Below are 26591 nucleotides of genomic sequence, written 5' to 3'. Positions count from 1 at the left end.
AATAATCTATAATTATGTGTAAAACAGTTGACAATAGTCGATATATGGTGTATAATATATCTTGTTAAAATTAAATAGCCTTATCAAGAGTGGTGGAGGAAACAGGTCCTGTGAAGCCCAGCAACCTAGCGTTAGTTAAGGTGCTAAATCCTGCGGTTATTTCCGAAAGATGAGGAAATTGAGTAATTTCAAGCGTTTCGGAATGAAGCGCTTTTTTTGTGGCTGTTTTTAGATTAACAAATATTCAGAAAAGAGGTATTTTTATGTCAAAGTATTTATTTACATCTGAGTCGGTTACTGAGGGACATCCTGACAAAATATGCGATCAGATCTCTGACGCTATACTTGACGCTCTGCTGGAGCAGGATCCTATGTCAAGAGTTGCCTGCGAAACGGTCACTACAACAGGTGTAGTAATGTGCATGGGCGAGATAACAACAAAGGCTATAATCGACATACCACAGATCGTTAGAGATACAGTTGTCGGTATAGGCTATGACAGAGCCAAGTATGGTTTTGACGGACACACCTGTTCAGTTCTCACAACTATAGACAAGCAGTCGCCTGATATTGCAATGGGTGTTGACAACGCTCTCGAAGGCAGAGCTGAAAACGCATTCGATACAGGTGCAGGCGATCAGGGTATCATGTTCGGTTTTGCTTGCGACGAAACACCTGAACTTATGCCAATGCCTATATCACTTGCTCACAAGCTTGCTCTTAAACTTACAGAAGTTAGAAAAAACGGCACTTTGCCATATCTCAGACCGGACGGAAAAACTCAGGTAACAGTTGAATATGATGATGGCAAGCCAACAAGAGTTGACGCTGTTGTAGTTTCTTCACAGCATGATGACGCTGTAACACTGGAGCAGATAAGAGAAGATATTATCGAGAACGTTATAAAGACAGTTATCCCTGCTGAACTTCTTGATGAGAACACTACTTATTTTGTAAACCCAACAGGAAGATTTGTAGTCGGCGGCCCTCAGGGCGACAGTGGTCTGACAGGAAGAAAGATAATCGTTGACACATACGGTGGATATGCTCGTCATGGTGGTGGTGCTTTCTCAGGAAAAGATCCTACAAAGGTTGACAGAAGCGCAACATATGCTGCAAGATACGTTGCAAAGAATATCGTTGCAGCAGGTCTTGCCAAGAAGTGCGAGGTTGAGCTTGCGTATGCTATCGGTGTTGCTCACCCTGTTTCAATCATGGTCGACACATACGGCACAGGAAAGGTTTCTGATGAAAAGATAGAGGCAGCTGTAGAAAAGGTATTTGACCTTCGCCCTGCTGCAATAATCAAGAGCCTTGACCTTAGAAAGCCACAGTACAAGCAGCTTGCAGCTTATGGTCATATGGGACGTGAGGATCTTGATGTAGCTTGGGAAAAGACAGACAAGATCAATGATCTTCTTGAAGCAGTTAAATAAAAAATATCAAAGCCTTGACAGGAATGTGCCTGCCAAGGCTTTTTTGTGTTCAGCATTAATTTTGTTTTAGTCTTTGCCTTTAAGAATAGGCGACAAAGGCTTATAAATAAGAATTGTGACCAATGCACAAATAATACCCTTCACAAAAGTAAAAGGCAGATTGAAAATACACAGTGCAGAGAAAATATTCTTTACGCTACCCATTATCTGCTGGTACATACCGAGTATAGCAGCTTCTCCGCCGAATGCTTTAAAGTATATAGGATAAACGATAAAATAATTCAACGGCAAGCTTATTACTGTGAAAACCAAAGTGCCAATGATACAGCTTATGATAGCATTCTTTCTGGTTTTTTTCTTGTGGTATATAACAGAAGCCGTCAGCACAAAAGCTGCGCTTGTTACAAAGTCAAAGATGTTGCCGATACCCATTGTTGTGCCTAGTCCCTTTATAATCAACTGGATAACGTTCTTGATAAGGCAAACGATCACGCCTGCAATAGGTCCCATTGAGAAACCTGCCAGCAGGGATATAACGTTTGAAAGGTCAAGCTTGATAAATCCTGGCATAAGTGGCACAGGAAAATCAAGGTAATATATTACAGTAGCTATGGCGCTGAGCATTGCCACCATTACCATTTTTCTTGTTGTAAAAGTTTTATTTCTTGGCATAGTGTTATCACTTGTCATTTTAATTCCTCCAAATAATAAAATTATCGGGAGAAACAGCAGCAAAAGCAAAAGCACCCTGAAAATAAAATCAGGGTGCAATTTATGCGTTATTGATCTGTCGTTTCTTCCATCCGGACTTTACCGTCGGTTTCGGATTTTCACCGAATCAGCGCATTTCTGCGGTCGAGGACTTACGAATACTATTCGATCACCTCCGGTGTGGAATTTCACCACCCCTGAAACACATTATTAAATTTTGCTGAACACTTTTTATGAGATCAATCCTCGTTGTCCTCGTCCTCAATTTCTGAGAAATCAAACTCAAGGCTCTCTCCGCAGTTTGGACAGTCAACAGAACCGTCAGCGATAATGTTCTCACCGAGCATTATTGTGTCACCGCAGTTAGGGCATACACATTCATACATAGCGTCCTCATCGTCATCATCATCATAGTCATCATCACAACAACAATCATCGTCGCAACAACAATCGTCGTCATCATCATCACCATAAATTAGATCTTCTATCTCGCCGAGATCCTCGTCAAGAGTATCTACAAGCTCAACTGTTTCGTCAACTTCTTCGGCAATATCTTCAACTGTAGCAGACATCTCATCAAGAATATCAGCCATAATTGTCAATATCTTTCCCTCGTTTGTGGAATCGTCAATCTTAAGACCTTCCATAAGTCCCTTTAAATATGCAACCTTCTTTGACAGCTCCATAATATTCCCTCCGTTTCTAAAAAACCGTAAAGGCTAAAACTTATGCTCTTTCCATGTACTCACATGTACGAGTATCGATTCTTATTCTGTCGCCTGTGTTGATGAACAGAGGAACTCTGATCTCAGCACCAGTTTCAACTGTTGCAGGCTTTGTAGCATTTGTAGCTGTATCGCCCTTGATACCAGGCTCTGTCTCTGTTACTTCAAGATCAACAAAGTATGGAGGCTCTACGCCGAATACTGTACCCTTGTAAGAAAGGATCTTACATACCATGTTTTCCTTTACGAACTTAAAATTATCTGAAAGCTCAGCCTTGTTTACTGGAACAAGCTCATAGCTCTCTGGATCCATGAAATAATAAAGATCACCGTCGTTGTAAGAATACTCCATATCCTTTCTCTCAACATATGCTGTTGGGAATTTAGCTGTTGGATTGTATGTCTTTTCAACAACAGAACCTGAAATTACATTTCTAACCTTTGCTCTGACGAACGCTGCACCCTTACCAGGTTTAACGTGCTGAAACTCAACGATCTGCATTACGTTGCCGTCCTCTTCAAAAGTCACGCCGTTTCTGAAATCACCAGCAGTTACCATTATTTAGTACCTCCATAAACATTCTTAATTAATGTGTACACAGTTCAAAATGTCCGCATACCTCTATATTTATTTTACCATATTTATTTGTTTATTGCAATAGCTTTTGAAAACTTTTTTACCAAAAAATCAAAAAAAATTACAAGCAAATAAGCTCTTTAGGGGCTTTTGTCATATTGATACAGCCGTTTTCTGTAACAACAACAAAATCTTCTATTCTCACACCAAACTTGCACTCAAGATAAATACCTGGCTCTACTGTTACGATCGAATTTTCAGGCAATATATCTTCCCTGCTAGGCGAAGCATAAGGGCTTTCATGTATCTCAACTCCCACACCATGTCCGAGAGAATGGCCGAAATTATCTCCATAGCCTGCTTCAGTTATGATATCCCTTGCTATTTTGTCAAGTGCTTTTCCTGACATACCTGCCTTTACTGCGTCAAGAGCTGCAAGCTGTGCAGTAAGAACAGTTTCGTATACAGACTTCATCTTGTCACTAGGTTTGCCTACGCATACAGTTCTAGTCATATCGCTGTGCCAACCTTCATAAGTTGCTCCGAAATCCATAAGCACGAACTCACCGATCTCAACTTTTTTGTCAGATGGTACACCATGTGGAAGCGAGGTATTAGAGCCTGAAAGTGCAATAGTGTCAAAAGACAGAGCTTCAGCACCATTTCTAAGCATATAATAGTCAAGCTCAAGCTGAATCTCTTTTTCAGTTCTGCCGACCTTGATAAAGTCAAGCATATGTGCAAAACCCTTTTCAGCGATACGCTGTGCTTTGATTATCTTGTCTATCTGCTCTTGGGATTTAACTGTTCTGATCTCTCTTATTATTTCCGCAAGCTTTGTGTCTGCGATGACCTCAGCATTAAGCTTTTGCTGATATGCGATAAGCTCGGAAAGTGTGCAGGTATCGGCATTAACAGAAACTGTTTTTGCACCATGCTTTTCAATAAGGCTGTTTATCTGCTCATAGAGCTTGTCCTGCAAAATGACCTCGCAAGCTGTGACAGTTTTCTTTGCCTTTTCAATATATCTGAAATCTATGATAAAATACGCTTTTTCCGGAAAAACCACTAGTGTTCCTGCACTTGATTTCATTGCAGTGAAATATCTTCTGTTCACATCGTCAGTGATAACAGCACAATCTGCCGCTTCTGTTACTCGTGAACAAAGTTTTTCAAGATCAGTCATTGTCTGCACCGCTTTCATTTTTCCATTTGTAATACAAAGCGTCAACAGCCATGTAGTATGAATACTTTCCGAACCCGCTTATCTGACCCACGCATACAGGTGCGATAACAGAAGTGTGTCTGAATTCGTCACGGGAGTGTATATTGCTCAGATGTACCTCAACGACAGGAATCTTTATTGCGGCGATGGCGTCTCTGATAGCATAGCTATAGTGTGTATAAGCGCCTGCGTTAAGTATAACGCCGTCATAATTTTTTCTAGCAAGGTGAAGCTTGTCGATTATTTCACCCTCATGGTTTGACTGATAAACGTCGCAGTGAAATTCATATTTCATTGCATGCTCGATTATCTCGTTGTTTATGCTCTCAAATGTATCTGTACCGTAAACTCCAGGCTCACGCTCTCCCAGAAGATTAAGGTTAGGACCATGTATAACAAGTATTTTTTTCATATCAATACTCTCCTATCTTTATTTCACCGACAAATAATAATCCTTCATTGTCAGTGCGTCTTTGTCCTGAGTGCCTGCGCTTTCACAGACGAATATAGGCGAAAGATCTTTCTTTGCGACTATCTCCATAAGCGGCTCATAGTCAGGTCCAAAGCCTTGATTATCGTCAAAAGTCAGGTGCTTTTTCTCACCGCCTGGATTTGTAAACATTATCTTAGAAAAATGGCTGTGGAATATTTTCAGCCTGTCGTGACCGATAGCATTTTCCACTTCATCAAGCATTCTCTCATACTCTGCCTTACCTTTTATATAGCCGAACTCTCTTGCGTTGAGATGTCCGAAATCTATTGTCGGCAGGAACGTATCATCAAGCTTGCAAAGCTCCAGCACTTCTGTTAAGTTACCAAGCTGATTTACCTTACCCATAGTTTCAGGGCAAAAAACGATATGCTCAAAGCCCTGCTCAACGGCTGTTTTTCTAGCCCTTGTGAGAGTATCTTTAGCAAGTTCCAAAGCGTCCTCTCTGCTTATTTTCGCACAGCTTCCTGAATGGATAACTATTCTATCAGCACCCATTCTGCTTGCAGCGTCACAGGATTGCAGAATATAATTTATGCTGTTGTCACGCTTTTCAGCTTCAAGGCTTGAAAGCGAAATAAAATACGGCGCATGGAGCGAAAGCGTGATATTATGCTCTTTAGCCTTGTCTTTCAAGGCAAAAGCTATTTTATCAGAGACCTTAACTCCCCTGCCACACTGATATTCATAGTGGTCAAGCCCCATTGCTTCGAGATATCCCGGAGCTTGAAGTGTTGTTTTATATTTAGCAGAAAACGCTTCGCTGTTTCCCGCAGGTCCAAATCTTGCTGACATCATTATCATTCCTTTCGTTTTATGCTATTTAAGCTTTGGTAAAAACGGCTTTTCACAGGCTCTTTTAAATCGAAATGGCAAGCTCGTTTCAGGCTCTATTGGGAACACGAATATGGAGCGTATACCTTTCAGATTTGAGCCAAGCACGTCAGTGAATATCTGATCACCCACAGCCGCAACATTTTTCTTATTAAGCCCCAGCTTAGCTATAGCCTTTGTGTAGCCAAATGTCAGCGGTTTTTTGCCTTCAGGTACAAAGTCAAGCTCCAACTGCTCTGCAAAAGGCTTTACCCTTGGAGCATGATTGTTTGAAACGATCATAAGCTTTATCCCTGCCGCTTTCATCTTAGCAAGCCAATCAAGACTCGACTGCGGAGGAACTGGATTGTTATGTGTTGTCAGCGTATTATCAAGATCGAGGAGCAGCCCCTTGATATGCTTTTTAGCAAGAAAATCGGGGGTTATCTCTCCTACCTTGTCAAAAACATAAGTTGGTTTGAACATAAAAAAACTCCTGTTGTATAAAATAAAAAGCGGACATAAAAATGCCCGCCTTTAATTACATATTAGTATTTACGCTTACGAGCAGCTTCGGACTTCTTCTTACGCTTTACCGAAGGCTTTTCGTAGTGTTCTCTTTTACGAACCTCTGCGATAACGCCGTCTCTTGCACATGATCTCTTGAAACGCTTAAGTGCTGTATCCAAAGTTTCGTTCTTTCCAACACGGATTTCTGCCAAAATTATTCCCTCCCTTTGCCACCTGTGACAGAGGCAATTCTATCGGAATTTCCGAAAATCAATGGTGATAGTGAAGGTGTCTGCAAAAGCAAACTGAAACGCTTTACGTTCCCCCAGTCCTACTCTTTCGGACCGCTCTGTCTTTAATCTGCGGAATTTATAAAACCGATATAATTACAAATTTAATTATACTATATTTCCACCAAAAAGTCAATAGCTTTCTGGCTCTTTTTTTGATTTTTTCTGAGGAAATTTTCGCTTACTTTACAACCAGATTTACAAGCTTGTTAGGAACATAGATTTCCTTGACTATATTTTTGCCTTCCGTTGCCTTAACGATAGCTTCGTCAGCCTTAGCGAGTGCGATAACGTCGTCCTTAGCTGCGTCTGTAGGTATTGTGAGCTTGGATTTTACCTTGCCGTTTATCTGACAAACGATCTCGATAGTATCGTCCTTGCAGAGTGCTTCATCATATGTTACCCACTCCTGCTCGTCAAGAACTCCCTCGCAACCGATCATCTGATAAAGTTCTTCTGTAACATGAGGTGCAAAAGGATTGAGTATGATAAGAAGATCTCTGAACTCTTTCTTTGTGATAGAGCCAACATTATATATCTCATTAAGAAGCGTCATCATTGCGGCAATAGCAGTATTGAACTTCATTGACTCAATATCATCGGATACCTTCTTGATAGTCTTGTGCATGAGCGATCTCAGCTTGTCGCTGTACTCGTCGCTGTCAACTACCTTATCCTGCAAAGCCCAAATTCTGTCCACAAATCTCTTACAGCCCTTAACACTGCTCTCGCTCCATGGAGCTGCCTTTTCATAGTCACCCATGAACAGAACATAAAGTCTGAGAACATCTGCACCGTATTCGTCAACAACATCGTTAGGGTCAACAACGTTTCCTCTTGACTTACTCATCTTCTCACCGTCAGGTCCAAGGATAAGACCCTGAGCTGTTCTCTTTGCATAAGGCTCTGAAGTTGGTACAAGACCGAGGTCGTAGAGGAACTTGTGCCAGAAACGTGAATAGATCATATGACGTGTAACGTGCTCCATACCACCGTTATACCAATCAACAGGCATCCAATATTTCAGTGCTTCCTGTGAAGCAAACTCATCATTGTTGTTAGGATCGCAATAACGCAGGAAGTACCACGAAGAACCAGCCCACTGTGGCATTGTATCTGTTTCTCTCTTTGCGTCACAGCCACACTTAGGACATTTGCAGTGTACGAAAGAGTCTATCTTAGCCAGAGGGCTTTCGCCGTCTGTACCAGGCTCAAAGTTCTCTACCGGTGGCAATTTAAGTGGAAGCTCATCATATGGCACAGCGACCATTCCGCAGTGAGGGCAATGTACTATCGGGATAGGCTCGCCCCAATATCTCTGACGATTGAAAGCCCAGTCTTTCATCTTATACTGAACGCCCTTTTCACCGCAGCCCAGTTTTTCAAGAACAGTAAGCATCTTTTCGATAGCTTCTTTCTTGTTTGTTATGCCGTTAAGCTCACCTGAGTTGACCATTTCGCCGTCGCCTGTGTAGGCTTCCTTAGAAATGTCGCCGCCCTTGATGACTTCGATTATGTCAATGCCGAACTTCTTTGCAAAATCATAGTCCCTTGTATCGTGAGCAGGCACAGCCATGATAGCGCCTGTGCCGTATCCCATCATAACATAGTCTGAGATGTAGATAGGTATCTCTTTGCCTGTGATAGGATTGATAGCTGTCAGACCGTCTATCTTAACGCCTGTTTTATCCTTAACGAGCTGAGTTCTCTCAAATTCGCTCTTCTTTGCACACTCTGTCTTATAAGCGTCAAGGTCAGCAATGTTTGCAATACTATTTCTGTATTTCTGGATGATAGGATGTTCAGGAGCGATTACCATGAATGTAACGCCGTAAAGCGTGTCAGGACGTGTAGTGTAGATCTTGAGCTGATCGTCCTGCTCTTTGATCTTGAAGTTTACAAATGCACCTGTTGATTTTCCTATCCAATTCTGCTGCTGGAGTTTGATGTTAGGCAGATAGTCAACTTCTTCAAGTCCCTGAAGAAGCTTGTCAGCGTATTCTGTGATCCTAAGATACCATACTTCTTTAGTTTTCTGAACTATCTCGCTGTGGCAAACATCGCAGTGACCGCCCTGTGAGTCCTCATTTGAAAGAACGACCTTACAGCTTGGGCAATAATTTACGAGGGTCTTATCTCTGAATACAAGACCATTCTCAAACATTTTAAGGAATATCCACTGTGTCCACTTATAGTAGTTTTCGTCGGTCGTATCAATAACTCTTGACCAATCGAATGAAAAACCTACTCTTTTGAGCTGCCCCGTGAACTTCTTGATATTGTCGTCTGTTACCTTTCTTGGGTGAACACCTGTTTTGATAGCTGTGTTTTCTGTAGGCAGACCGTAAGCGTCAAAGCCTATAGGGAAAAGTACATTATAGCCCTGCATACGTCTTTTACGGCTTACAACTTCAAGACCAGAATAAGCCTTGATGTGTCCAACATGCATTCCATGACCTGACGGATAAGGAAACTCTACAAGTCCGTAAAATTTCTTCTTCGAAAAGTCATTGCTTGCCTCAAAGGTCTTATGCTCGTCCCAGTATTTCTGCCATTTGCTTTCTATGGCCGAAAAATTGTATTCTTTCATCTTTATCAATCCTTTGTTAAATTATAATTGTCAAAATTAATCCTGTGGCTCGTCTGGTAAGAACTGCTTTACGTCGATATCCTTGCCGTCAGACCATAGTCTTTCAAGATTGTAATGATCTCTTGTTTCCTTATAGAAAACATGAACTATGATATCACCGTAATCAAGTACGACCCAAGTTGCACCCTGATAGCCCTCTGTTCTGTTAGGTTCAATGCCAAGCTGGCTCATTTTGAACTCAACTTCCTCCGCAAGGGCCTTTGTCTGAGTGCTTGAAGTACCATTTGCTATAACAAAATAATCCGCAACTATAGTCAGGTCACCGATCTCTATTACCCTGATGTCCTCTGCTCTTTTTGAATCAAGAGCTTTAACAATAGTTGACAGCTTTTCATTCTGTGAAATATTATCCATAAAAATCTCCTTTATTTTGAATTATAGGCAAAATCATTATATGCTTCAAGTGTGGAAAGAGGGATAGTATTACCCTTTTCCACTGAGTCTTTTATTGAGAATTTCAAAGCCTCAAACATTGCTTTCTCCAAGCTTTGTTCGGCATACTTTCTCATTTTCTTTACATCTTTATAATCCCTGTCCGCAGAAATAAGGTCTGCAAGATATACTATCTGGCTAAGCTTGGGCATATTGCCACAGGCAACCGTATGATAGCGTATAGCTGAGATTATCTCAGGATCATGAATATCAAAAAGCGTCTGCACAAGCTCTGCCCCTGCAATACCGTGAAACAGAGGAACAGCCTTTTTCTCTATATCGCACACATCAAGTGAAGATTTAGAAACTATAGCCGCAAGCTCCAATGCTGGTATCTCTTTTGCAACATCATGCAAAAGTCCTGCGATATAAGCCTTGTCTGCGTCAGCACCATATCTTTTTGCAAGCTCCACAGCGGAATTTGCCACGTTCATAGAGTGTGTGTATCTCTTTTTTGATAAATGTTCTTTTAGGTATGCTTTATAAATGCCTATTGTTTTTTTATCTGCCACTTAGAAAACCTCGGTTATACAAATTTTTGTCCACTATATATTGTACAACATTTTCACTCAAATAGCAAGAGCAATCAACATTTTTTTTGAGCATTTGACGTATCTCAGTTGAAGACACCTCAAATGGGTCAGTTTTTACTATGATTATCTCTCCACCCTCGGCTTTGAGCTGTTTGGCTTTCACCTCTATGTGGTCAATGTCCTCATGCGAGCGTGCAACGCAGATAAGTGCCGAAAGTAATAATATCTCCTTATACTGATACCATTCTTCAAATGAAAGCAACATATCGCTGCCCATTATAAAAAACAGCTTATCATGTGGATATAACTCTTTTAGATGTCTGAGTGTTATCACTGAATAGCTTTTGCCCTCTTGCTTAAGTTCCCAATCAGATATTTCCACACATGGGATATCTGCAAAAGCAAGTCTGCACATATTCAACCTATCCTCAGAGGAAGCTAAGTCCTCCGCTTGCTTATGTGGAGGTATTCTGTCAGGCATGACGATCATCTTGTCAAGACCCGCCTGCTCCGCTACGCTTTTAAGGCAATTTAAGTGCCCTAAGTGAACAGGATTGAACGTGCCGCCGAAAACACCTATTTTCATTACTTTGACTTTAATTTTATAACAGGCTGCTTCTCATTACGTTTATAAAGTACCGCCTTTGAGCCTATTACCTGAACGACTTCAGCAGATATCTTTTCAGCGATCTCCTCTGCGGCTTCCCTTGCGGTGTACATTGAGTTGTCAAGCACCTTTATTTTTACAAGCTCGTGAACTCTCAGATAATCGTCTATCTGTGCCACCTGAGCGTCATTAACTCCGCCCTTGCCTATCTGAAAAGCAGGCTGTATAAGCGAAGCCATACCTTTGAGTTCTGCTCTTTGTTTAGTTGTAATCATAATCTAAATCCTTTCAGTTTACTGCTTTGTGAGCTGTTCAAGCAAAGCTTTCAGTGCGTTTGCTCTATGGGAAACGGTATTCTTTGTTTCTGAGTCCACCTGAGCAAAGCTCTTGTTCCCATACATGAAAATAGGGTCATAGCCGAAGCCGTTTTCGCCAACAGGCTCGTGAGCTATCTTACCGAATACTTTTCCCTCAACGGCTATCTCTTCACCGTCTGCTTTGATAAAGTGTATTGTACAGGTAAAGTGTGCTCCCCTTTTATCATCAGGTATTTCTTTCATTTTTTTAAGCACAAGAGCGGTACGCTCATCATCAGTTTCGAGTCCGCCATATCTTGCTGAATATACTCCAGGCTCACCATCCAGGGCGTCTATCTCAAGACCGCTGTCGTCTGCAAGTACAGCACAGCCGCAAAGCTTGAATGCAGCTCTTGCTTTTAGTGCAGAGTTTTCAGCAAAAGTAGTGCCTGTTTCCTCAACATCAAGTATCAGACCTGCCTCTGATTGCGAGAACACCTCATAACCAAGCGGCTCAAGAATCTGTTTATATTCTCTTATCTTGCCTTTATTGTTGCTTGCAATAACAAGTTTCATTTTTTCTCCTTTAGCTGTGTATATAAGTTACCTTGTTTTTCTTTAATTTTTCACGGCATTTCATTGCTTTGTCTTTGAAAATTGTACCGATACAGTCCTCATTGAAAACAACTTTCATTCCACATTCAATAGCACCTATTGCAGTGTTGATAACGGAGATACCACCATCAACACCTACAAATTCTATCTCTTTCACATTCCTTGCTCTCATAAAATCTTCAAGAGCAACGTTTGAAAAAGCATCTGGCTTGCTTTTGGAATAAATATTTTTGGATACAACTTTCAGCTTTGCTGGAAAGCTAGCCGCAGGTGTTCCCTCTTTGGGCATTCCTCCACCCAAAAGTCCCTTTTTGTAGCTGACGATATAAAAGACCTCCTCAGCTTTATAAGCAGAGATACGCTTGTTTATGGCGTCGATAAGTGATTCGGCATCATATGAGTATGTGGTTTTATCTCTGCCCCTTCCTACATACATTTCCTGCATATCAACTACAAACAAAACCTTATCCATAAAAAATTCCCCCTGATTTTATACTTTTAAGTGTCTAATCCAATATTCTATTATTCAAACAGTGCTTCAACAAAATCTCTTGCTGAAAACGGCTGTATGTCGTCTATTTTTTCGCCTACTGTAACAAGCTTTACAGGCACTTGCAGATCGTCGGTTATGCTGATAATTATTCCACCCTTGGCTGTGCCGTCAAGCTTGGTAAGAATAATACCCGTTATATCAGCTACTTCGTTGAACTGTCTTGCCTGATTAACTGCGTTCTGTCCCGTTGTAGCGTCAAGCGCAAGCAGGACTTCGAGAGCACAGCCCTCTGCCTGTTGGTGAACTATACGGGATATCTTTTTCAGCTCGTCCATAAGGTTTTTCTTATTGTGAAGACGACCTGCGGTATCGCATATAACAACGTCAGCCTGTCTTGCCTTAGCCGCCACCAGTGCGTCAAATACTACGGAAGCAGGGTCTGAACCTTCGTTGTGCTTGATTATGTCTACCCCTGCACGCTCTGTCCACACTTCGAGCTGGTCAATAGCAGCCGCTCTGAAAGTATCAGCCGCCGCAACGATAACCTTTTTGCCTTGTTTGTGAAGCTGATAAGCAAGCTTGCCGATAGTTGTTGTTTTGCCAACACCGTTTACACCGATAACCAGTATAACTGACGGTGTTGTTGACATATCGAGCTTCTGATCCTCACCGAGCATTTCTGTGATTATCTCTTTAAGCATATCCTTGATTTTTTCAGGTTCTTTAACGCCCTCCTGCTTGACTTTCTGTCTGAGCTTATTGCATATTTTTTCAGAAGTTGTAACTCCGATATCGCAGAGGATAAGCGTTTCTTCAAGCTCCTCAAAAAGATCTTCATCTATTTTGCTGAATGAATGGAGCAGACTTTCTATTCTGCCCATCATTGAGTCTTTAGTCTTTTTAAGACCATTTTTCAGCTTTTCAAAAAATCCCATTTCTTCACTCCTATTCAAGTTTCATTTGACGTGTTTCCGAAACGTCCATTTTAAGAAGCTTGGAAACACCCTTTTCTTGCATCGTTACGCCATACAGAACGTCGGCTTCTTCCATTGTTCCACGTCTGTGAGTAATGGTGATAAACTGTGTTTTATCTGTAAGGTGGTGCAGATATTGTGCATATTTACTTACGTTCACATCATCAAGCGCCGCTTCTATCTCATCAAGAAGACAGAAAGGTGATGGCGAAATTTTCAGGATTGCAAAATAAATTGCAATAGCCACCAGAGCCTGCTCTCCGCCTGAAAGGGACATAAGGTTTGTTATGACCTTGCCTGGCGGCTGAACGTTTATCTCAATACCACATTCAAGGACATTGTTTGGGTCTGTGAGAATAAGCTCGCACTGACCACCACCGAAAAGCTCGGTGAAAATTTTCTTGAAGTTCGCATTTATACGTTCAAAGCTGTCGGTGAACATATTCTTCATATTTTCTGTCAGATCCTCGATAAGTTTTTCAAGTTCTGTTTTTGACGTATTTACGTCATTAAGCTGACCTGTGAGAAATTCGTGTCGCTGTGACACTTCTGCATATTCCTCTATAGCTCCAAGGTTTACGCTTCCAAGATTTCTTATCTTTCCACGAAGTTCGTTGAGTCGCCTGTTAGCTACCGTTATATCCACAATATCCTCGGCTATCTCTGCAGCGTCGCTTCTTGTAAGCTCATAATCGTCCCAAAGCTGTGCCACAAGCTTATCAAAGCCTGCAGTAACAGATTTTTTCTGTTCCTCCGCTCTTGTAATCTGACCTGAAAGTGTTTCCTTCTCGTCCATTTTGTGCTTCTGCTTGGTGCGAAGTTTGTTTGCTGCATTGTCAAGCTCAATATGCTCACGCTGAGCCTGCTCCGCCATTTTCTGTGTGGAGGCTATCTTTTCGTCGGCGCCGCTGAGTTCCTGTTTGGTCTGAAAAATAAGCTCTTTCTTCTCGGCTATTTTCTTTTCACACTCGGAGATATTATCGTTCAACTTGCCGCTGTCAGTATCACTGTCGCCGATAGTTTCTTCAAGCTGTGATATTGAAAGCTTGCAGGCATCAAGGTCTTTGGATAACTCTGCCGCCATTATCTTCATTTGCGAAAGCTCTTCGCTGAGCTGTTCACGCTTATTTTTAAGTTCTGCCTGCTCGTTCTGAGAGTCGGCAAGCTTGGCTTCATTATCAGATATCTCAGCTTCGATTTCTGAAAGTTCTGTCTGAGCCTTGTCGATATCTCCGCTTACTATCTTGTATTTATTTTTCAGCGTTTCGATAAATGTTTCTATCTCATCAAGCTTGTTTTCATAGTCAGAATAATACTCTGAAACACGCTTTATTTCCATTTCAAAACGGAGTATATCGCTGTTTACCTGTGAAAGCTTTTCCCTTAGTCCCTCGGTATCAGCGGTGTATTTTGAAACCTCTTGATTTAGCTTCTCAACCTGCTGTTTAAGCTCTGTAAAGGAGTTTTCAAGTGCTGTTTTCTTTTTAGCAAGTGCTTCCGCTTCATTTTTTCTTGTAAGCAGACCTGTCTGTTTGGAAACGCTTCCTCCTGTGAATGAGCCGCCCGCGTTTATCACCTGTCCGTCCAGGGTAACGATGCGGAATTTATAGCCGTATTTCTTTGCGATAAGGGTTGCACTGTCGATATCCTCTGCTATACATATCCTGCCTAAAAGGCTGTTGATTACGCCCTCAAACTGGCTGTCATACTTAACAAGCTCACAGCCTAGAGCCACAAAGCCGTCCTCATTTTCAAGTTGCGGCATATTTAGCCTGTTTCCTCGAACTGATGTAACGGGCAGAAATGTTGCACGGCCTGATCTGTTCTCTTTCAGAAGCCTGATACCTCTCTTAGCAGAGTCCTCATTGTTTACGACAATATTCTGAAGTGCCCCACCCAACGCAGTTTCAATGGCTACAGAGTATTTTGTTTCAACAGATATAAGCTGAGAAACAGTACCGCAAATGCCGCTTATCCTACCCTGCTGTGAGGCTTTCATTATGTGCTTTACGCTGAACTGAAAGCCCTCCATGGAGTTTTCAAGGTCGGCTATAGTCTTTATCCTGTTCTCAACGTCACGGAGCTGTATTTCCGTATCTGTGAGATTTTTGCGACATTCTGAAAGCTTTGTGTTTCTAGTTTCAAGAAGCTTTGCAAGTCCGCTCAAGCGGTTTGTAAGCTCCTGCTTGTTTTCGTCAGCTTTGCCTTTTGATTCACACAGTTCCTTTAATTCCTTTGAAGAAAGTTTTGAATGTTCTTCAAGCTGTTTTTTTCTTTCAAGAGAATTTTCGATCTGCTCATCAATATCCGAAAGGTTGTTTTTAGCATTTTCAAGTCTGAATGAAACTTCCGACTTTTTCATGTAAAGCTCATTTATAAAGCTTCCAGCTTCACTTACCGACTTGTCAGATAATGCAGTTTTATCAATAAGCTCAGAAAGCTCTTTTTCTTTACAATCTACGGCTTCCTGCTGCTTTGCTTTTTTCTCGTCGAGTTCTTCAAGCTCCTGTCTGCGTGTTTTCAGCTCAGCCTCAAGATAGTATTTTGATGAGTTGGACTCACTTATCTGCTCTTTAAGCTTCAAAATATTATCTTCAAGGTGAGAAATATCATTCTCATATACTGCGATCTTTGACAGTGCCTGAGAGTTTTCAAGCTCCACCTGATGTATTTGATTTTTGTAGCTGTCAGCAAGCTCAGATTTTTCAGCGCTCTTTGCAAAGCTGTCATTTATATCATCTTCAATGCTTTCAAGCTCCTGCGTGATGACCTCGTACTCTTTTTTTACAGCAGAAAGCTTCTCCTCATAACCTGCTATTTGGCTCATATACTCGTTGAGCTTATGCACCCATACGGAGACTTCCAGCTTTCTCTTTTCTTCATCAAGGACTCTGAACTTCTCCGCCTTTTCAGCCTGCGCTTTAAGCGGACCTATTCGTCCTTCTATCTCTCCCATGATGTCATTGATACGAGAGAGATTATCCTCAGCCGCCGCAAGCTTTTTTTCGGCTTCTTTTTTCTTTGAACGGAATTTTGAAATACCTGCCGCTTCTTCAAATATCTCACGGCGGTCATTGGATTTTCCGTTTACGATATCTGCTATCCTGCCCTGACCGATTATCGAATAACCGTCCCTGCCAAGACCGGTGTCCATAAACAGTTCCACGATATCCTTTAAATTTACTTCTTTACCGTTTATCATGTAAAAGCTGTCGCCATTGCGGTAAAGCTTTCGTGATACTGACACGGTGTCGCTGTCATATTCAAGTGCACCGTCCTCGTTGTCTATGGTGATAGTTACCTGAGCAAAAGGCGCTTTTGGTCTAGTTTGAGTGCCATGAAAAATAACGCCTGCCATTTTTTCACCTCTCAGGGCTTTGGAAGATTGCTCGCCCATTACCCAGCGCATAGCGTCACCGATATTACTCTTGCCTGAGCCGTTAGGACCGACAACTGCGGTGATACCCTTATTGAATTTCAGCTCTATTTTATCCGGAAAAGACTTAAAGCCCTGCAATTCAAGTGATTTAAGATACATTATTTTTCACCACCCCTCATTATGATTTCGTTTATCTTTATTTTATCGCTGTCCTCGTGACCTACAATTTTTATATTGACACCAAGATCTTTGAAATATTCTATGTTAGCTTTTTTCTGACCTATTGCCTTGCTTATCTGCCTTTTTGGTACAGATATCACAACGGAAACTATATCGCTTATATTGCCATGCTTTCCAAGCTCCTCAGCTATAAGCCTGCGGTAATTTCTGCCTTCGCAAAGTTCACGGAATGCAGGGTGATAAAATCCGCCCAACATTTGCTCCTCCACGACCTCGCTTGCGTGCAGACCAAGCTTTATAACATCTATACCAAGTTTATCGGCTTCTGTGAGAAGATAAGAACAGATTTTCACTACCTCGTCAAAGTCCATAGGCTTATATTCGCCACTTTTGTAAAGCTCTCCGAGCCTTGTACCATTAAGAATAACAACGGGATAAATACGTACTGTTTTAGGAGACAGCGCCGCTATCTTCGACCAAGTTTCCAGCTCAGTTTCACGGTTGCTTTTATAAAGTCCTATCATCATTTGCAGTCCAAGGTCAAAGCAGCCATAGCTTTTTATAAGCTTTGCAGCGTTTTCGACGTCCTGAACAGTATGTCCACGCTCGTTGGCTTCAAGAACAACATCTGACATAGACTGTGCGCCAAGCTCAATAGCCGTAACGTGATTATCTCTGAGAATGTCAAGTATCTCAGTGCTGATATAGTCAGGTCTGGTGGATATCCTGATACCCTTGAATTTGTCGTTGCCTATAAACTCCTGCGCTGCACCAAGAAGTTCGAGCATATATTCTCTCGGCACTGCTGTAAAGCTACCACCGAAAAAGGCTATTTCCGTCTGTGAAACGTCCTTGACTTCGTTCATTGCCTGTGTGCAGATACGCTTAACATCATCAGCGTGCGGTATCTTCTCTGTACCAGTTATGGTGCGCTGATTGCAGAACGCACACATATGCGGACAGCCTATATGCGGCACGAAGACAGATATATTACTGTGCCCCATAGCCCATTAGTTCCAATGCTTCTTTAGCCGCCAACTGTTCAGCGGTCTTTTTCGATCTGCCTGTACCCTCGCCGATAACATTCGTATTCAAAAGTACCTGAACAGTAAATTTCTTATTATGGTCAGGACCTGACTCGCCTTTAAGGTGATATTCTATTCTCTCCTCAGGATTTTTCTGGATTATCTCCTGAAGAATAGTCTTGTAATCATGGAAAACAACTCCATCAGGCGTGATATTTTCAGGTATGAATGAAAGTATATATTTTGAAACAGGCTCGATACCACCGTCAAGATAAATTGCAGCGATAACTGCTTCAAAAGCGTCTGAAATAATTGACGGTCTTTCTCTGCCGCCTGTTATCTCTTCGCCTTTTCCAAGGAAAATATACTTTCCAAGTTCTATTTTCTTTGAGAACTCAAACAGTGCTTTTTCGCACACAAGTGAAGCTCTCATTTTTGTCAGCTCGCCCTCAGGCATATGCTTGTAATGCTCGAAAATGTGATCTGACACAACTATAGAAAGCACTGAATCTCCAAGAAATTCAAGCCTTTCATTGCTGTTTCTTGCCTTCTTGTTTTCATTTGCAAATGATGAATGGGAAAGAGCTTCGTAAAGGAGCTTTTCGTCTTTGAATTGATAACCTATTCTTTCCTGAAACTCTTTAAGAGCCTTTTGCTCGTCCATTATAACATCTCCTGTTTGCTTTTCAACTGCTCGATAGCAGTTGTGATCTCGTCTATCACATTAGTTTCAGTAAATTGTTTTGCTTGTCTGATAGCGTTATAGAATGCTCTTGCATTTGATGAGCCATGTGCCTTGATAACAGGCTTTGCAGTACCAAGTAGAGGCGCTCCGCCATACTCAGAGTAGTCTACCTTTTTCTTGAATTCTTTAACGTTCTTCATTACCATAAGAGCAGCGATCTTTGACTTTGTATCCTTAGTCAGAAGCGTTTTAAGCTCCCCTGAGAAGAATTTTGCCATGCCCTCGTAAAGCTTGAGCATAAGGTTTCCGCAGAAGCCGTCAGCCACGCATACGTCACAATCGCCCATAGGAAGCTGTCTTGCTTCGATATTTCCAACAAAGTTTACAGGTGCGTTTTTCAACTGCTTGTAAGTTTCAAGCTCCAGCTCTCTGCCCTTTGATTCCTCGGCACCAATATTTGCAAGACCTACTCTTGGTGACTCAACACCAAGTATCTTGTTCATATAAGCCGAACCCATTATTCCAAACTGAGTAAGCATTTCAGGGCGGCAGTCTGCATTTGCACCGCTGTCAAGAAGCATCGTAGGCGTCGTTGCCGTAGGAAGTATTGTTGCAAGAGCTGGTCTTTTGATGCCCTTTATTCTCTTTACGATAAACGTTGCTCCAACTACAAGTGCGCCTGTTGAGCCAGCTGAAACGAAAGCGTCGCCCTCGCCGTCTGCAAGCATTTTCATGCCCACAGCCATTGAACAATCCTTCTTGCCCTTGATGACCTCTGTAGGCTCTTCGCATATCTCGATAACAGTATCAGCGTGCTTGATATGTAAAGCTGTAATATCAAGTCCGTTTTCCTGTGCACATTTTTTTATTTTTTCTTCATCACCAACAAGAGTAACGTCAACACCGAAATCTTTTTGTGCGTCAATTGAACCTTTTATGACTTCGAGAGGTGCGTTATCTCCGCCGAAAGCGTCAATTACTATGTTCATAACATTCTCCTTAAAATTCCTCAATAGCCTTGTCAAGGTCTGCAAGACCCCTTTCAGCTATCATCTTATATTTCAGTTTCTTATCTCTTATACGTTCAGGCAGCTCAGGCAGGATACCCATATTACATCCCATAGGCTGGAACTTCTCCACAGTAGGATCGCTTATATACTTTGAAAGCGCACCCAGCATTGTGGTATCAGGCAAGGTAACCGCAGGCTTGCCCTGCAAACGTCTTGCCATGCTCAACCCTGCAAAAATTCCGCTTGCCGCCGATTCGATATATCCCTCAACGCCTGTCATTTGACCTGCAAAATAGAGGTTATCTCTATCTCGCATATTAAACTGCGGATTTAAGAGCTTAGGCGAATTGATGAAAGTGTTTCTATGCATAACTCCATAGCGTATAAATTCTGCATTTTCAAGTCCTGTGATAAGAGAAAATACTCTTTTCTGCTCACCAAATTTAAGGTTTGTCTGAAAGCCCACAAGGTTATACAGACTTCCCTCTGCGTTCTCTGCACGAAGCTGAACGATGGCATAAGGTCTGTTTCCTGTTCGTGGATCTGTCAAACCCACAGGCTTCAATGGTCCAAAACGCATTGTGTCCTCTCCTCTTTTGGCAAGGACCTCAACCGGCATACAGCCTTCATACACCTTGAACCCGTCCTTTGAAAAGTGCTCCTTATCAAAATCATGGAGCGGAGCGGATTCCGCATTGATAAGTTCATTATAGAATCTGAGATATTCTTCCTTATTCATAGGGCAGTTTATATAATCAGCCTCGCCCTTGCCGTATCTCGATGCAAAAAACACCTTATCCTTATCAAGACTTTCATATGTGACGATAGGTGCGGCGGCATCATGAAAATACAGATAATCACCGCATATTTTGCCGATACTCTCTGCAAGCCCATTGCTTGTAAGAGGACCTGTTGCGATTATAACATCGCCATCAGGTATATCTGTGACTTCTTCCTCGATAACAGTGATGTGAGGATTTTCCATTATCTTTGCCGTGACCATATCGGAAAACTTTTTCCTGTCAACAGCAAGTGCTCCACCTGCTGATACCTTAGTTTCAGCTGCACATTCCATTGTGACAGAGCCAAGCCTGCGCATTTCCTCTTTTAGCATACCTGCGGCTGAATCTATTCTGTCCGCTTTCAATGAATTTGAGCAGACAAGCTCTGCAAAGCCCTTATATTTATGGGCGGGCGTAAACTTTTTCGGCTTCATTTCATAAAGCTCAACGTCTATCCCTGCTTGGGCTAACTGCCACGCAGCTTCACAGCCTGCAAGTCCTGCACCTATTACCTTAACCGCCATTAGATAAATTCCTTTCATATCCGCAATCAGGCTTATGGCAAATGAGTATTCCGTTCTTTCCGCCTTTCTGGAAAAGCGTACTGCCACACTTAGGGCATTTCTCTTCGGTAGGAACGTCCCATGTCATGAACTTGCACTCAGGATTGTCCTCACAGCCGTAATACTTTTTGCCCTTTTTAGACTTTTTGAGAAGCACTTTCTTTCCGCAGTAAGGGCAAATTCCGCCTGTTTCTTGAACTATTTTCTTGGTATTCTTGCACTCAGGAAAACCTGAGCAAGCCATAAATTTGCCATATCTGCCTATCTTTATTACCATAGGTTTGCCGCAAAGCTCGCACACCTGATCTGTTTCTTCGTCAGGCACTTTGATACGCTTCCCGTCCATGGCTTCCTCGGCTTCAGTCAATTCCTCGTCAAAATCACTATAAAAATCCTGCAAAGTTTTTACCCAACTTTTCTTGCCATTTTCCACTTCGTCAAGAGATTTCTCCATGTTTGCAGTAAACTTAACATCAACTATTTTATCAAAGTGCTCGCTCATAAGCTGGTTTGTTACTTCGCCAAGCGAAGTCGGCTTAAGCTGTTTTCCGTCACGCTCAACATAATTCCTGTTTATTATGGTTGTAATAGTTGGAACATAAGTCGAAGGTCTGCCGATGCCTGTTTCCTCAAACGCTTTTACGAGGGTCGCTTCTGTGTATCTGGCAGGAGGCTGAGTGAAATGCTGATTTCCTTCAAGGTTACGCACCTTTATTGAGTCACCGGATTTTATTGGAGGAAGCACGTTTTTCTTTTCACCCTCATCGTCTTTAGCCTCTTCATAAAGAACAGTAAATCCGTCGAACTTTACAGAATAGCCTGTTGCCTTGAAGTTACAACCGTTTGCAGAAATATCAACAGAAACAGTGTCCATAAGGCAGTTTGACATCTGAGAAGCTATAAATCTCTCCCAAATGAGTTTATAAAGCTTGTACTGGTCACTCGTCACTCCGCTTGCCTTTACCATATCAGGTGTTACCTCTGGGTGTGTTGGTCGGATGGCTTCGTGAGCGTCCTGAGCGTTGCCCTTAGTTTTATATTTTTTCGGTGTGTCAGGGATATACTTATCGCCATATTTTTTTCTGATAAAATCATATGCCGCTGCTCTTGCTTCATCAGAAATTCTAAGGCTGTCGGTACGCATATAGGTGATAAGACCTGTCTGACCCATATCGTTTATCTCAACACCCTCATAAAGCTCCTGAGCAGTTTTCATCGTTCTTCTCGCCTGAAAACCGAGACGTCTTGACGCTTCCTGCTGTAAAGTCGAGGTGGTGAATGGTGCGGCAGGAGATTTTCTGTGAACGCTCTTTTTTACCTTGTCGATAACAAACTCGGCACCCTCAAGCCTTTTCAGTATCTCGTCAGCCTGCTCTTTATTTTTCAACTCTGGCTTTTCTCCGTCAACTGTATTAAGCTTTGCGGCAAAGGTCTTTCTTTCACCGTTTGCAGAAAATTTTCCGTCAATGGACCAATATTCCTGAGATACAAATGCCCTTATCTCGTTTTCTCTGTCGCATATCATTTTAACTGCGACAGACTGAACTCTGCCCGCTGAAAGTCCTTTTCTTATCTTTCTCCAAAGAAAAGGTGAAAGCTTATAGCCCACAAGTCTGTCGAGGATACGTCTTGCCTGCTGTGCATTAACAAGGTTTATATCAATAGAACGTGGGTGGCTCATTCCAGCTTTGATACCGGTTTCAGTAAGCTCGTTGAAAGTTACTCGGTTTTTATCATTCAGGTCAAGACCCAAAAGCAATGCAAGATGCCATGAAATGGCTTCTCCCTCTCGGTCAGGGTCTCCTGCAAGATAAACATGGTCGCTTTTCTTTGCAAGCTTTTTTATATCTTTTATAACGCCCTCTTTGTCTTTTATATTGACATATTTAGGTTCAAAATTATTATCTATATCGACGCCCAGCTTTGATTTTGGCAGGTCACGGACATGACCCTTTGAAGCCACGACTTCATAATCATCGCTAAGATAACGCTTAATTGTTTTTATCTTCGTTGGTGACTCAACTATGATCAAATTAGACAAATCTATTCTCCATTCTTAATATATATTAAAGTCCAAACATTTTGCCCGGATATGACTTAACAGTACCATAAAGTTCAAGCTCCGTTAGCTGTGCAAGCACATCAGAGATATCCATATCAAGCTTTGCGGATATCTCGTCCACAAGCATATTTCCGCTTTTTAACAGTTTGCAAATGCTCTTTTGTGTGTCATCAAGCCCTGACAGATCAGGCTCAGGTGTTGGCTTTACCACTTCTGTTTCAGAAACAGTCTTGCTGTCAGGCACTTTTCTTTTGCTTTTTCTGTGCTTCACTGTCTTAGGCTCGCCATTGTTAAGTATAGCAGAATCCTCAGCAGGAAGCGTGAACTCTCCCAGGCTTTCCACAAGTCTAAGAGATTGATACCTCTCATTGCCAAGCGAATACACTATATCCTCTGCGCCGAACACAGGTTGACACTCATTTCTTATGAGATCACGTTGTCCGAAATATCGACTGTCATAGATATCATGTGGCGGTACTACAAATACCTGTTTTCCTTGAGATATGGCGTGATTGACATTATCAAGACCATGACTTTCCTTGCTACACTCAGTAAAAAGCACTGCATTTGAAAGTCCTGTAAGAATCCTATTGCGATTCACAAAAGCATTTCCAAATGGTTTATAACCCGGAAAATACTCTGATATTACTACTCCATTCTCAGCGATCTGTTTTTTTAGCTCGTTACTTCCCTTAGGGTAATCACAATCAAGAGCTGTGCCACACACAGCTATAGGTCTACTATTATTTTCAATAGCTACCCTGTTAGCGATCTGATCTATACCTCCTGCAAACCCCGAAGCAAGCAGACAGTTTCTTCTTATAAGATCTGCGCAAATATGCTTCGTTATCTTTACAGAATATTCAGACGGCTCACGGGAGCCTACTACTGAAATAACGCATTTATCGTTTAAAAAGTCAAGGTTACCATAAGTATACAGAACAGCAGGTGGATTTGCAATCCGTTTAAGTCTGTCAGGATAGCCCTCACTTTCGTAACAATAAATATTTATGCCAAGCTCTTCACAGCGTTTATTTATGATTTCTGCGTCTTTAAGACTATATTTTCCTATCCTCTGCAGCTCTTTATCATTAAGTCCGCTGACCATATGATCATCGAGTGCAGTCATGAACTCAACTATATCATCATAATTTGCAGAAACTTCCCATATACGTTTGCTTGATGGAGTGAAAATCAGAACCGCTCTTATCCACAATAAAAGTCTTTCTTTATCCATGACTGCCACCTCGAAACATTTCCCACAAAATGATTGTGCCTGCGCAAGCAGCATTAAGTGATTCTATGTTGCCGTGCATAGAAATAGTCACACGATTTTTACAAATGTCTGAATGTTCTTTAGGCAAACCTTTGCCCTCGTTTCCTATTACAACAGCACACGGTCTGTCAAAATCAAATTCTGTGATATTTTCACCGTTTCTGACAACTGCAGCATTTGTAACGATACCAAGCTCATCAAAAAGCGTTGCAACGTTCAGAAAATTATCCACTACAAAAAGATCAAGTCTTGTAGTACTTCCCATAGCGGAACGAACCACCTTTGGGTTATACAGATCAACGCAATTATCTGTCATAACTACTCCACTAACGCCTACGGCATCGGCAGTTCTTAGAAGCGTACCCAAATTACCTGGGTCCTGTAAATTATCAAGCACGAGATACTTCCCGTTTTTGTCAATATACTCAGCCGCAAAAGGCAAATCGACCTTAAAAACGATCATATAAATGCCCTGAGAGTTTCCCTCATCTGTCATCTTTTTCGCAAGCTCATCAGATATTTCAAAAACATCTTCAGGTCTTGTGCACGAGAAAAGACTATCGGTTTTAAGTGTATTTTTATACTTAGTCAAGGCCGTTTGAGTATAGAAAACAGAATGGACTTTTATTCTTCCGCACACAGCTTCATAAGCGGTGTCAACGCAGTTTCTTGCACCTTCAACAGCAAACAATCCATGTTCTTCCCTAGCTTTTTTTGATGACAGAATCTTTCTGAAAAGCTTCACTCTAGGGTTATCTTTACTATTAATATGCAAACTGCGTCACCTCTTATTCTGAAAATTTAATCATTTAGTTGCCAAATGCGTCATATATGGTGTTGCCTTAATATACAACAAAACACGCAGGTTACAAGAACGTGCGTGTTTTTGACTATTAAAGAGCAGCCTTCGCCTTTTCTGCGATCGCTGTGAAACCAGCTGGATCGCTGATAGCTATTTCGGAGAGCATCTTTCTGTTAAGATTGATACCAGCCTTGTTTACGCCGTTCATGAATGTTGAATAATTCATACCGTTCATTTTAGCAGCTGCTGAAATTCTTGTGATCCAAAGCTTTCTGAAATCTCTCTTCTTCTGCTTTCTTCCAATGTATGCATACTGACCTGACTTCATTACAGCCTGTTTAGCCATTTTGAAGTGCTTGCTCTTGGCACCAAAGTATCCCTTAGCAAGCTTCAGAGTCTTATTTCTTCTCTTACGAGTCATCATTGCTCCCTTTACACGAGCCATAGTTATTACCTCCTGAAATTTTTAAAATTTGTTTTCCCTACAACTCGTTTATTTGTAAGGGATAAGAGCCTTTACGTTCTTGATGTTGGTATCATCTGCATAAGCTGCACCACGCAGGATTCTCTTACGCTTGTGATCCTTCTGAGTAAGTCTGTGTCTTTTGTTTGTGTGCTGGAACTTAACCTTACCGCTACCGGTAACACTGAAACGCTTCTTAGCACCAGAATGTGTTTTGATCTTTGGCATTGTATTTATCCTCCTTATTATTTTACTTGTTTACTTTCGGAGAAACGAACATAACAAGACTGCGTCCCTCCATTTTTGATGGCTTGTCAACAACGCCGGCTTCAGAGATAGCGTCTTTGAATTTTGCAAGAAGTTCTTCACCGAACTGTGGATGAGCCAAAGTTCTTTTCTTGAACCTTACAGAAACTTTTATCTTATCTCCTCCGTTAAGGAATTTAACAGCCTGATTGACCTTTACATTAAAATCATGAGTGTCGATCGTAGATGACATTCTAACTTCCTTGATCTCGATAACTTTCTGATTTTTCTTTGCTTCCTTCGCACGCTTTGTCTGTTCAAAACAGAACTTGCCATAATCCATGATACGGCATACAGGCGGAGTTGCCTGAGGAGCGATCTTTACAAGATCAAGATCTTTCTCAAATGCAATTTTAAGAGCCTCGTCAGCACTTAAAATACCAAGCTGATTTCCGTCAACGTCTATGACCCTGAGTTCTTTATCACGGATCTCTTCGTTGATCTGATGTTCCCTGTTGCTAATGACGCAGCACCTCCAAAAATAAAATAAAACGGGCACAGAACTGATCCGTACCCGCATAAAATCACATTGATATGCAAATTCATGTTGACCTTTTTACTACAGAGAACTGCGCTTAAGGTGAGAACGGACATTGTTCTGCTTTGTTTACCATGATATTATACTACACTTTTACTCACTTGTCAATACCTTTTCTCAAATTATTTCAAAAAAATATTATC

The 26591-nt window shown here is 41.7% G+C and carries 28 protein-coding genes and 2 riboswitches; of the genes, 1 reads left to right on the top strand and 27 read right to left on the bottom strand.

What is annotated here, in order from left to right; genetic code table 11:
* Positions 1–77: 77 nt before the first annotated feature.
* Positions 78–176: riboswitch (SAM riboswitch) on the top strand.
* Positions 177–263: 87 nt separating this feature from the next.
* A complete protein-coding gene (gene metK / locus AB5Z01_RS02320) occupies positions 264–1436 on the top strand; it encodes a methionine adenosyltransferase (protein ID WP_038671975.1) in 1173 nt (390 codons plus the stop codon).
* A 66-nt stretch (positions 1437–1502) separates the two neighbouring features.
* Here metK and AB5Z01_RS02315 read toward each other — a convergent pair whose 3' ends face one another.
* From AB5Z01_RS02315 to infC, 27 genes are all read right to left on the bottom strand, one after another.
* Positions 1503–2126, bottom strand: a complete 624-nt coding sequence (locus AB5Z01_RS02315) for an ECF transporter S component (RefSeq protein WP_287215047.1) — start codon at positions 2124–2126, stop codon at positions 1503–1505.
* A 97-nt stretch (positions 2127–2223) separates the two neighbouring features.
* A riboswitch (FMN riboswitch) is annotated at positions 2224–2356 on the bottom strand.
* A 30-nt stretch (positions 2357–2386) separates the two neighbouring features.
* Positions 2387–2833 carry a CD1247 N-terminal domain-containing protein gene (locus tag AB5Z01_RS02310; RefSeq protein ID WP_287215045.1) on the bottom strand — a complete coding sequence of 149 codons (447 nt, stop codon included), beginning with the start codon at positions 2831–2833 and terminating at the stop codon, positions 2387–2389.
* A gap of 40 nt (positions 2834–2873) precedes the next feature.
* Positions 2874–3431 carry an elongation factor P gene (efp, locus tag AB5Z01_RS02305; RefSeq protein WP_022286889.1) on the bottom strand — a complete coding sequence of 186 codons (558 nt, stop codon included), beginning with the start codon at positions 3429–3431 and terminating at the stop codon, positions 2874–2876.
* A gap of 139 nt (positions 3432–3570) precedes the next feature.
* Complete coding sequence (locus AB5Z01_RS02300) at positions 3571–4635, bottom strand: aminopeptidase P family protein (RefSeq protein WP_287215043.1); 1065 nt, start codon at positions 4633–4635, stop codon at positions 3571–3573.
* Positions 4628–5086 carry a type II 3-dehydroquinate dehydratase gene (gene aroQ / locus AB5Z01_RS02295; RefSeq protein WP_022286887.1) on the bottom strand — a complete coding sequence of 153 codons (459 nt, stop codon included), beginning with the start codon at positions 5084–5086 and terminating at the stop codon, positions 4628–4630. The genes AB5Z01_RS02300 and aroQ overlap by 8 nt, the downstream gene beginning before the upstream one ends.
* Positions 5087–5104: 18 nt before the next feature.
* Positions 5105–5959: a TIM barrel protein gene (locus tag AB5Z01_RS02290; RefSeq protein WP_287215041.1), complete on the bottom strand. Its 855-nt coding sequence runs from the start codon at positions 5957–5959 to the stop codon at positions 5105–5107.
* A gap of 24 nt (positions 5960–5983) precedes the next feature.
* Positions 5984–6487, bottom strand: coding sequence for a YqeG family HAD IIIA-type phosphatase (locus tag AB5Z01_RS02285; protein WP_278306127.1), 504 nt, complete (start codon positions 6485–6487; stop codon positions 5984–5986).
* 38 nt (positions 6488–6525) lie between these two features.
* A complete protein-coding gene (rpsU, locus tag AB5Z01_RS02280) occupies positions 6526–6699 on the bottom strand; it encodes a 30S ribosomal protein S21 (protein WP_002847085.1) in 174 nt (57 codons plus the stop codon).
* Between the two features lie 259 nt (positions 6700–6958).
* A complete protein-coding gene (leuS, locus tag AB5Z01_RS02275) occupies positions 6959–9367 on the bottom strand; it encodes a leucine--tRNA ligase (RefSeq protein WP_195220819.1) in 2409 nt (802 codons plus the stop codon).
* A 36-nt stretch (positions 9368–9403) separates the two neighbouring features.
* Positions 9404–9781: a ribosome silencing factor gene (rsfS, locus tag AB5Z01_RS02270; RefSeq protein WP_117863799.1), complete on the bottom strand. Its 378-nt coding sequence runs from the start codon at positions 9779–9781 to the stop codon at positions 9404–9406.
* Positions 9782–9792: 11 nt separating this feature from the next.
* Positions 9793–10371, bottom strand: coding sequence for a bis(5'-nucleosyl)-tetraphosphatase (symmetrical) YqeK (yqeK, locus tag AB5Z01_RS02265; protein WP_287215038.1), 579 nt, complete (start codon positions 10369–10371; stop codon positions 9793–9795).
* A complete protein-coding gene (nadD, locus tag AB5Z01_RS02260; RefSeq protein ID WP_287215037.1) occupies positions 10361–10978 on the bottom strand; it encodes a nicotinate (nicotinamide) nucleotide adenylyltransferase in 618 nt (205 codons plus the stop codon). The genes yqeK and nadD overlap by 11 nt, the downstream gene beginning before the upstream one ends.
* Positions 10978–11274 (bottom strand): YhbY family RNA-binding protein, encoded by a 297-nt coding sequence (locus AB5Z01_RS02255; RefSeq protein ID WP_022286880.1) that lies wholly within the window; start codon positions 11272–11274, stop codon positions 10978–10980. The genes nadD and AB5Z01_RS02255 overlap by 1 nt, the downstream gene beginning before the upstream one ends.
* Before the next feature lie 18 nt (positions 11275–11292).
* Positions 11293–11871, bottom strand: coding sequence for an RdgB/HAM1 family non-canonical purine NTP pyrophosphatase (gene rdgB, locus AB5Z01_RS02250; RefSeq protein ID WP_022286879.1), 579 nt, complete (start codon positions 11869–11871; stop codon positions 11293–11295).
* A gap of 10 nt (positions 11872–11881) precedes the next feature.
* A complete protein-coding gene (locus AB5Z01_RS02245; RefSeq protein WP_287215036.1) occupies positions 11882–12382 on the bottom strand; it encodes an isochorismatase family cysteine hydrolase in 501 nt (166 codons plus the stop codon).
* A 50-nt stretch (positions 12383–12432) separates the two neighbouring features.
* Positions 12433–13338 carry a signal recognition particle-docking protein FtsY gene (ftsY, locus tag AB5Z01_RS02240; RefSeq protein WP_368365308.1) on the bottom strand — a complete coding sequence of 302 codons (906 nt, stop codon included), beginning with the start codon at positions 13336–13338 and terminating at the stop codon, positions 12433–12435.
* 10 nt (positions 13339–13348) lie between these two features.
* Positions 13349–16915, bottom strand: a complete 3567-nt coding sequence (gene smc / locus AB5Z01_RS02235; protein ID WP_368365307.1) for a chromosome segregation protein SMC — start codon at positions 16913–16915, stop codon at positions 13349–13351.
* Entirely contained in the window at positions 16915–17940 is a 1026-nt protein-coding gene (locus AB5Z01_RS02230; protein WP_368365306.1) for an elongator complex protein 3, read from the bottom strand. Before AB5Z01_RS02230 ends, smc begins: the two co-directional genes overlap by 1 nt.
* On the bottom strand, positions 17927–18625 hold the full coding sequence (rnc, locus tag AB5Z01_RS02225) for a ribonuclease III (protein ID WP_022286874.1): 699 nt from the start codon (positions 18623–18625) through the stop codon (positions 17927–17929). The genes AB5Z01_RS02230 and rnc overlap by 14 nt, the downstream gene beginning before the upstream one ends.
* A complete protein-coding gene (plsX, locus tag AB5Z01_RS02220) occupies positions 18625–19635 on the bottom strand; it encodes a phosphate acyltransferase PlsX (protein ID WP_022286873.1) in 1011 nt (336 codons plus the stop codon). Before plsX ends, rnc begins: the two co-directional genes overlap by 1 nt.
* 10 nt (positions 19636–19645) lie before the next feature.
* On the bottom strand, positions 19646–20962 hold the full coding sequence (gene trmFO, locus AB5Z01_RS02215) for a methylenetetrahydrofolate--tRNA-(uracil(54)-C(5))-methyltransferase (FADH(2)-oxidizing) TrmFO (RefSeq protein WP_278460967.1): 1317 nt from the start codon (positions 20960–20962) through the stop codon (positions 19646–19648).
* Positions 20952–23042 carry a type I DNA topoisomerase gene (topA, locus tag AB5Z01_RS02210; RefSeq protein ID WP_195220812.1) on the bottom strand — a complete coding sequence of 697 codons (2091 nt, stop codon included), beginning with the start codon at positions 23040–23042 and terminating at the stop codon, positions 20952–20954. The genes trmFO and topA overlap by 11 nt, the downstream gene beginning before the upstream one ends.
* Before the next feature lie 25 nt (positions 23043–23067).
* Positions 23068–24300 (bottom strand): DNA-processing protein DprA, encoded by a 1233-nt coding sequence (locus tag AB5Z01_RS02205; protein ID WP_287215032.1) that lies wholly within the window; start codon positions 24298–24300, stop codon positions 23068–23070.
* The gene (locus AB5Z01_RS02200; RefSeq protein WP_368365304.1) at positions 24293–25030 is read right to left on the bottom strand and encodes a TrmH family RNA methyltransferase; all 738 of its coding nucleotides are present in this window, start codon (positions 25028–25030) and stop codon (positions 24293–24295) included. Before AB5Z01_RS02200 ends, AB5Z01_RS02205 begins: the two co-directional genes overlap by 8 nt.
* Before the next feature lie 202 nt (positions 25031–25232).
* On the bottom strand, positions 25233–25586 hold the full coding sequence (rplT, locus tag AB5Z01_RS02195) for a 50S ribosomal protein L20 (protein ID WP_022286868.1): 354 nt from the start codon (positions 25584–25586) through the stop codon (positions 25233–25235).
* A 48-nt stretch (positions 25587–25634) separates the two neighbouring features.
* A complete protein-coding gene (gene rpmI, locus AB5Z01_RS02190; RefSeq protein ID WP_022286867.1) occupies positions 25635–25832 on the bottom strand; it encodes a 50S ribosomal protein L35 in 198 nt (65 codons plus the stop codon).
* 22 nt (positions 25833–25854) lie between these two features.
* On the bottom strand, positions 25855–26409 hold the full coding sequence (gene infC, locus AB5Z01_RS02185; RefSeq protein WP_022286866.1) for a translation initiation factor IF-3: 555 nt from the start codon (positions 26407–26409) through the stop codon (positions 25855–25857).
* Positions 26410–26591: the final 182 nt, after the last annotated feature.

This window comes from Ruminococcus sp. RTP21359st1_H3_RTP21359_211015 (genome assembly GCF_040909065.1).
Taxonomy (GTDB): domain Bacteria; phylum Bacillota; class Clostridia; order Oscillospirales; family Ruminococcaceae; genus Hominimerdicola; species Hominimerdicola aceti.
This window is presented reverse-complemented; position numbering and strand designations above follow the sequence as displayed.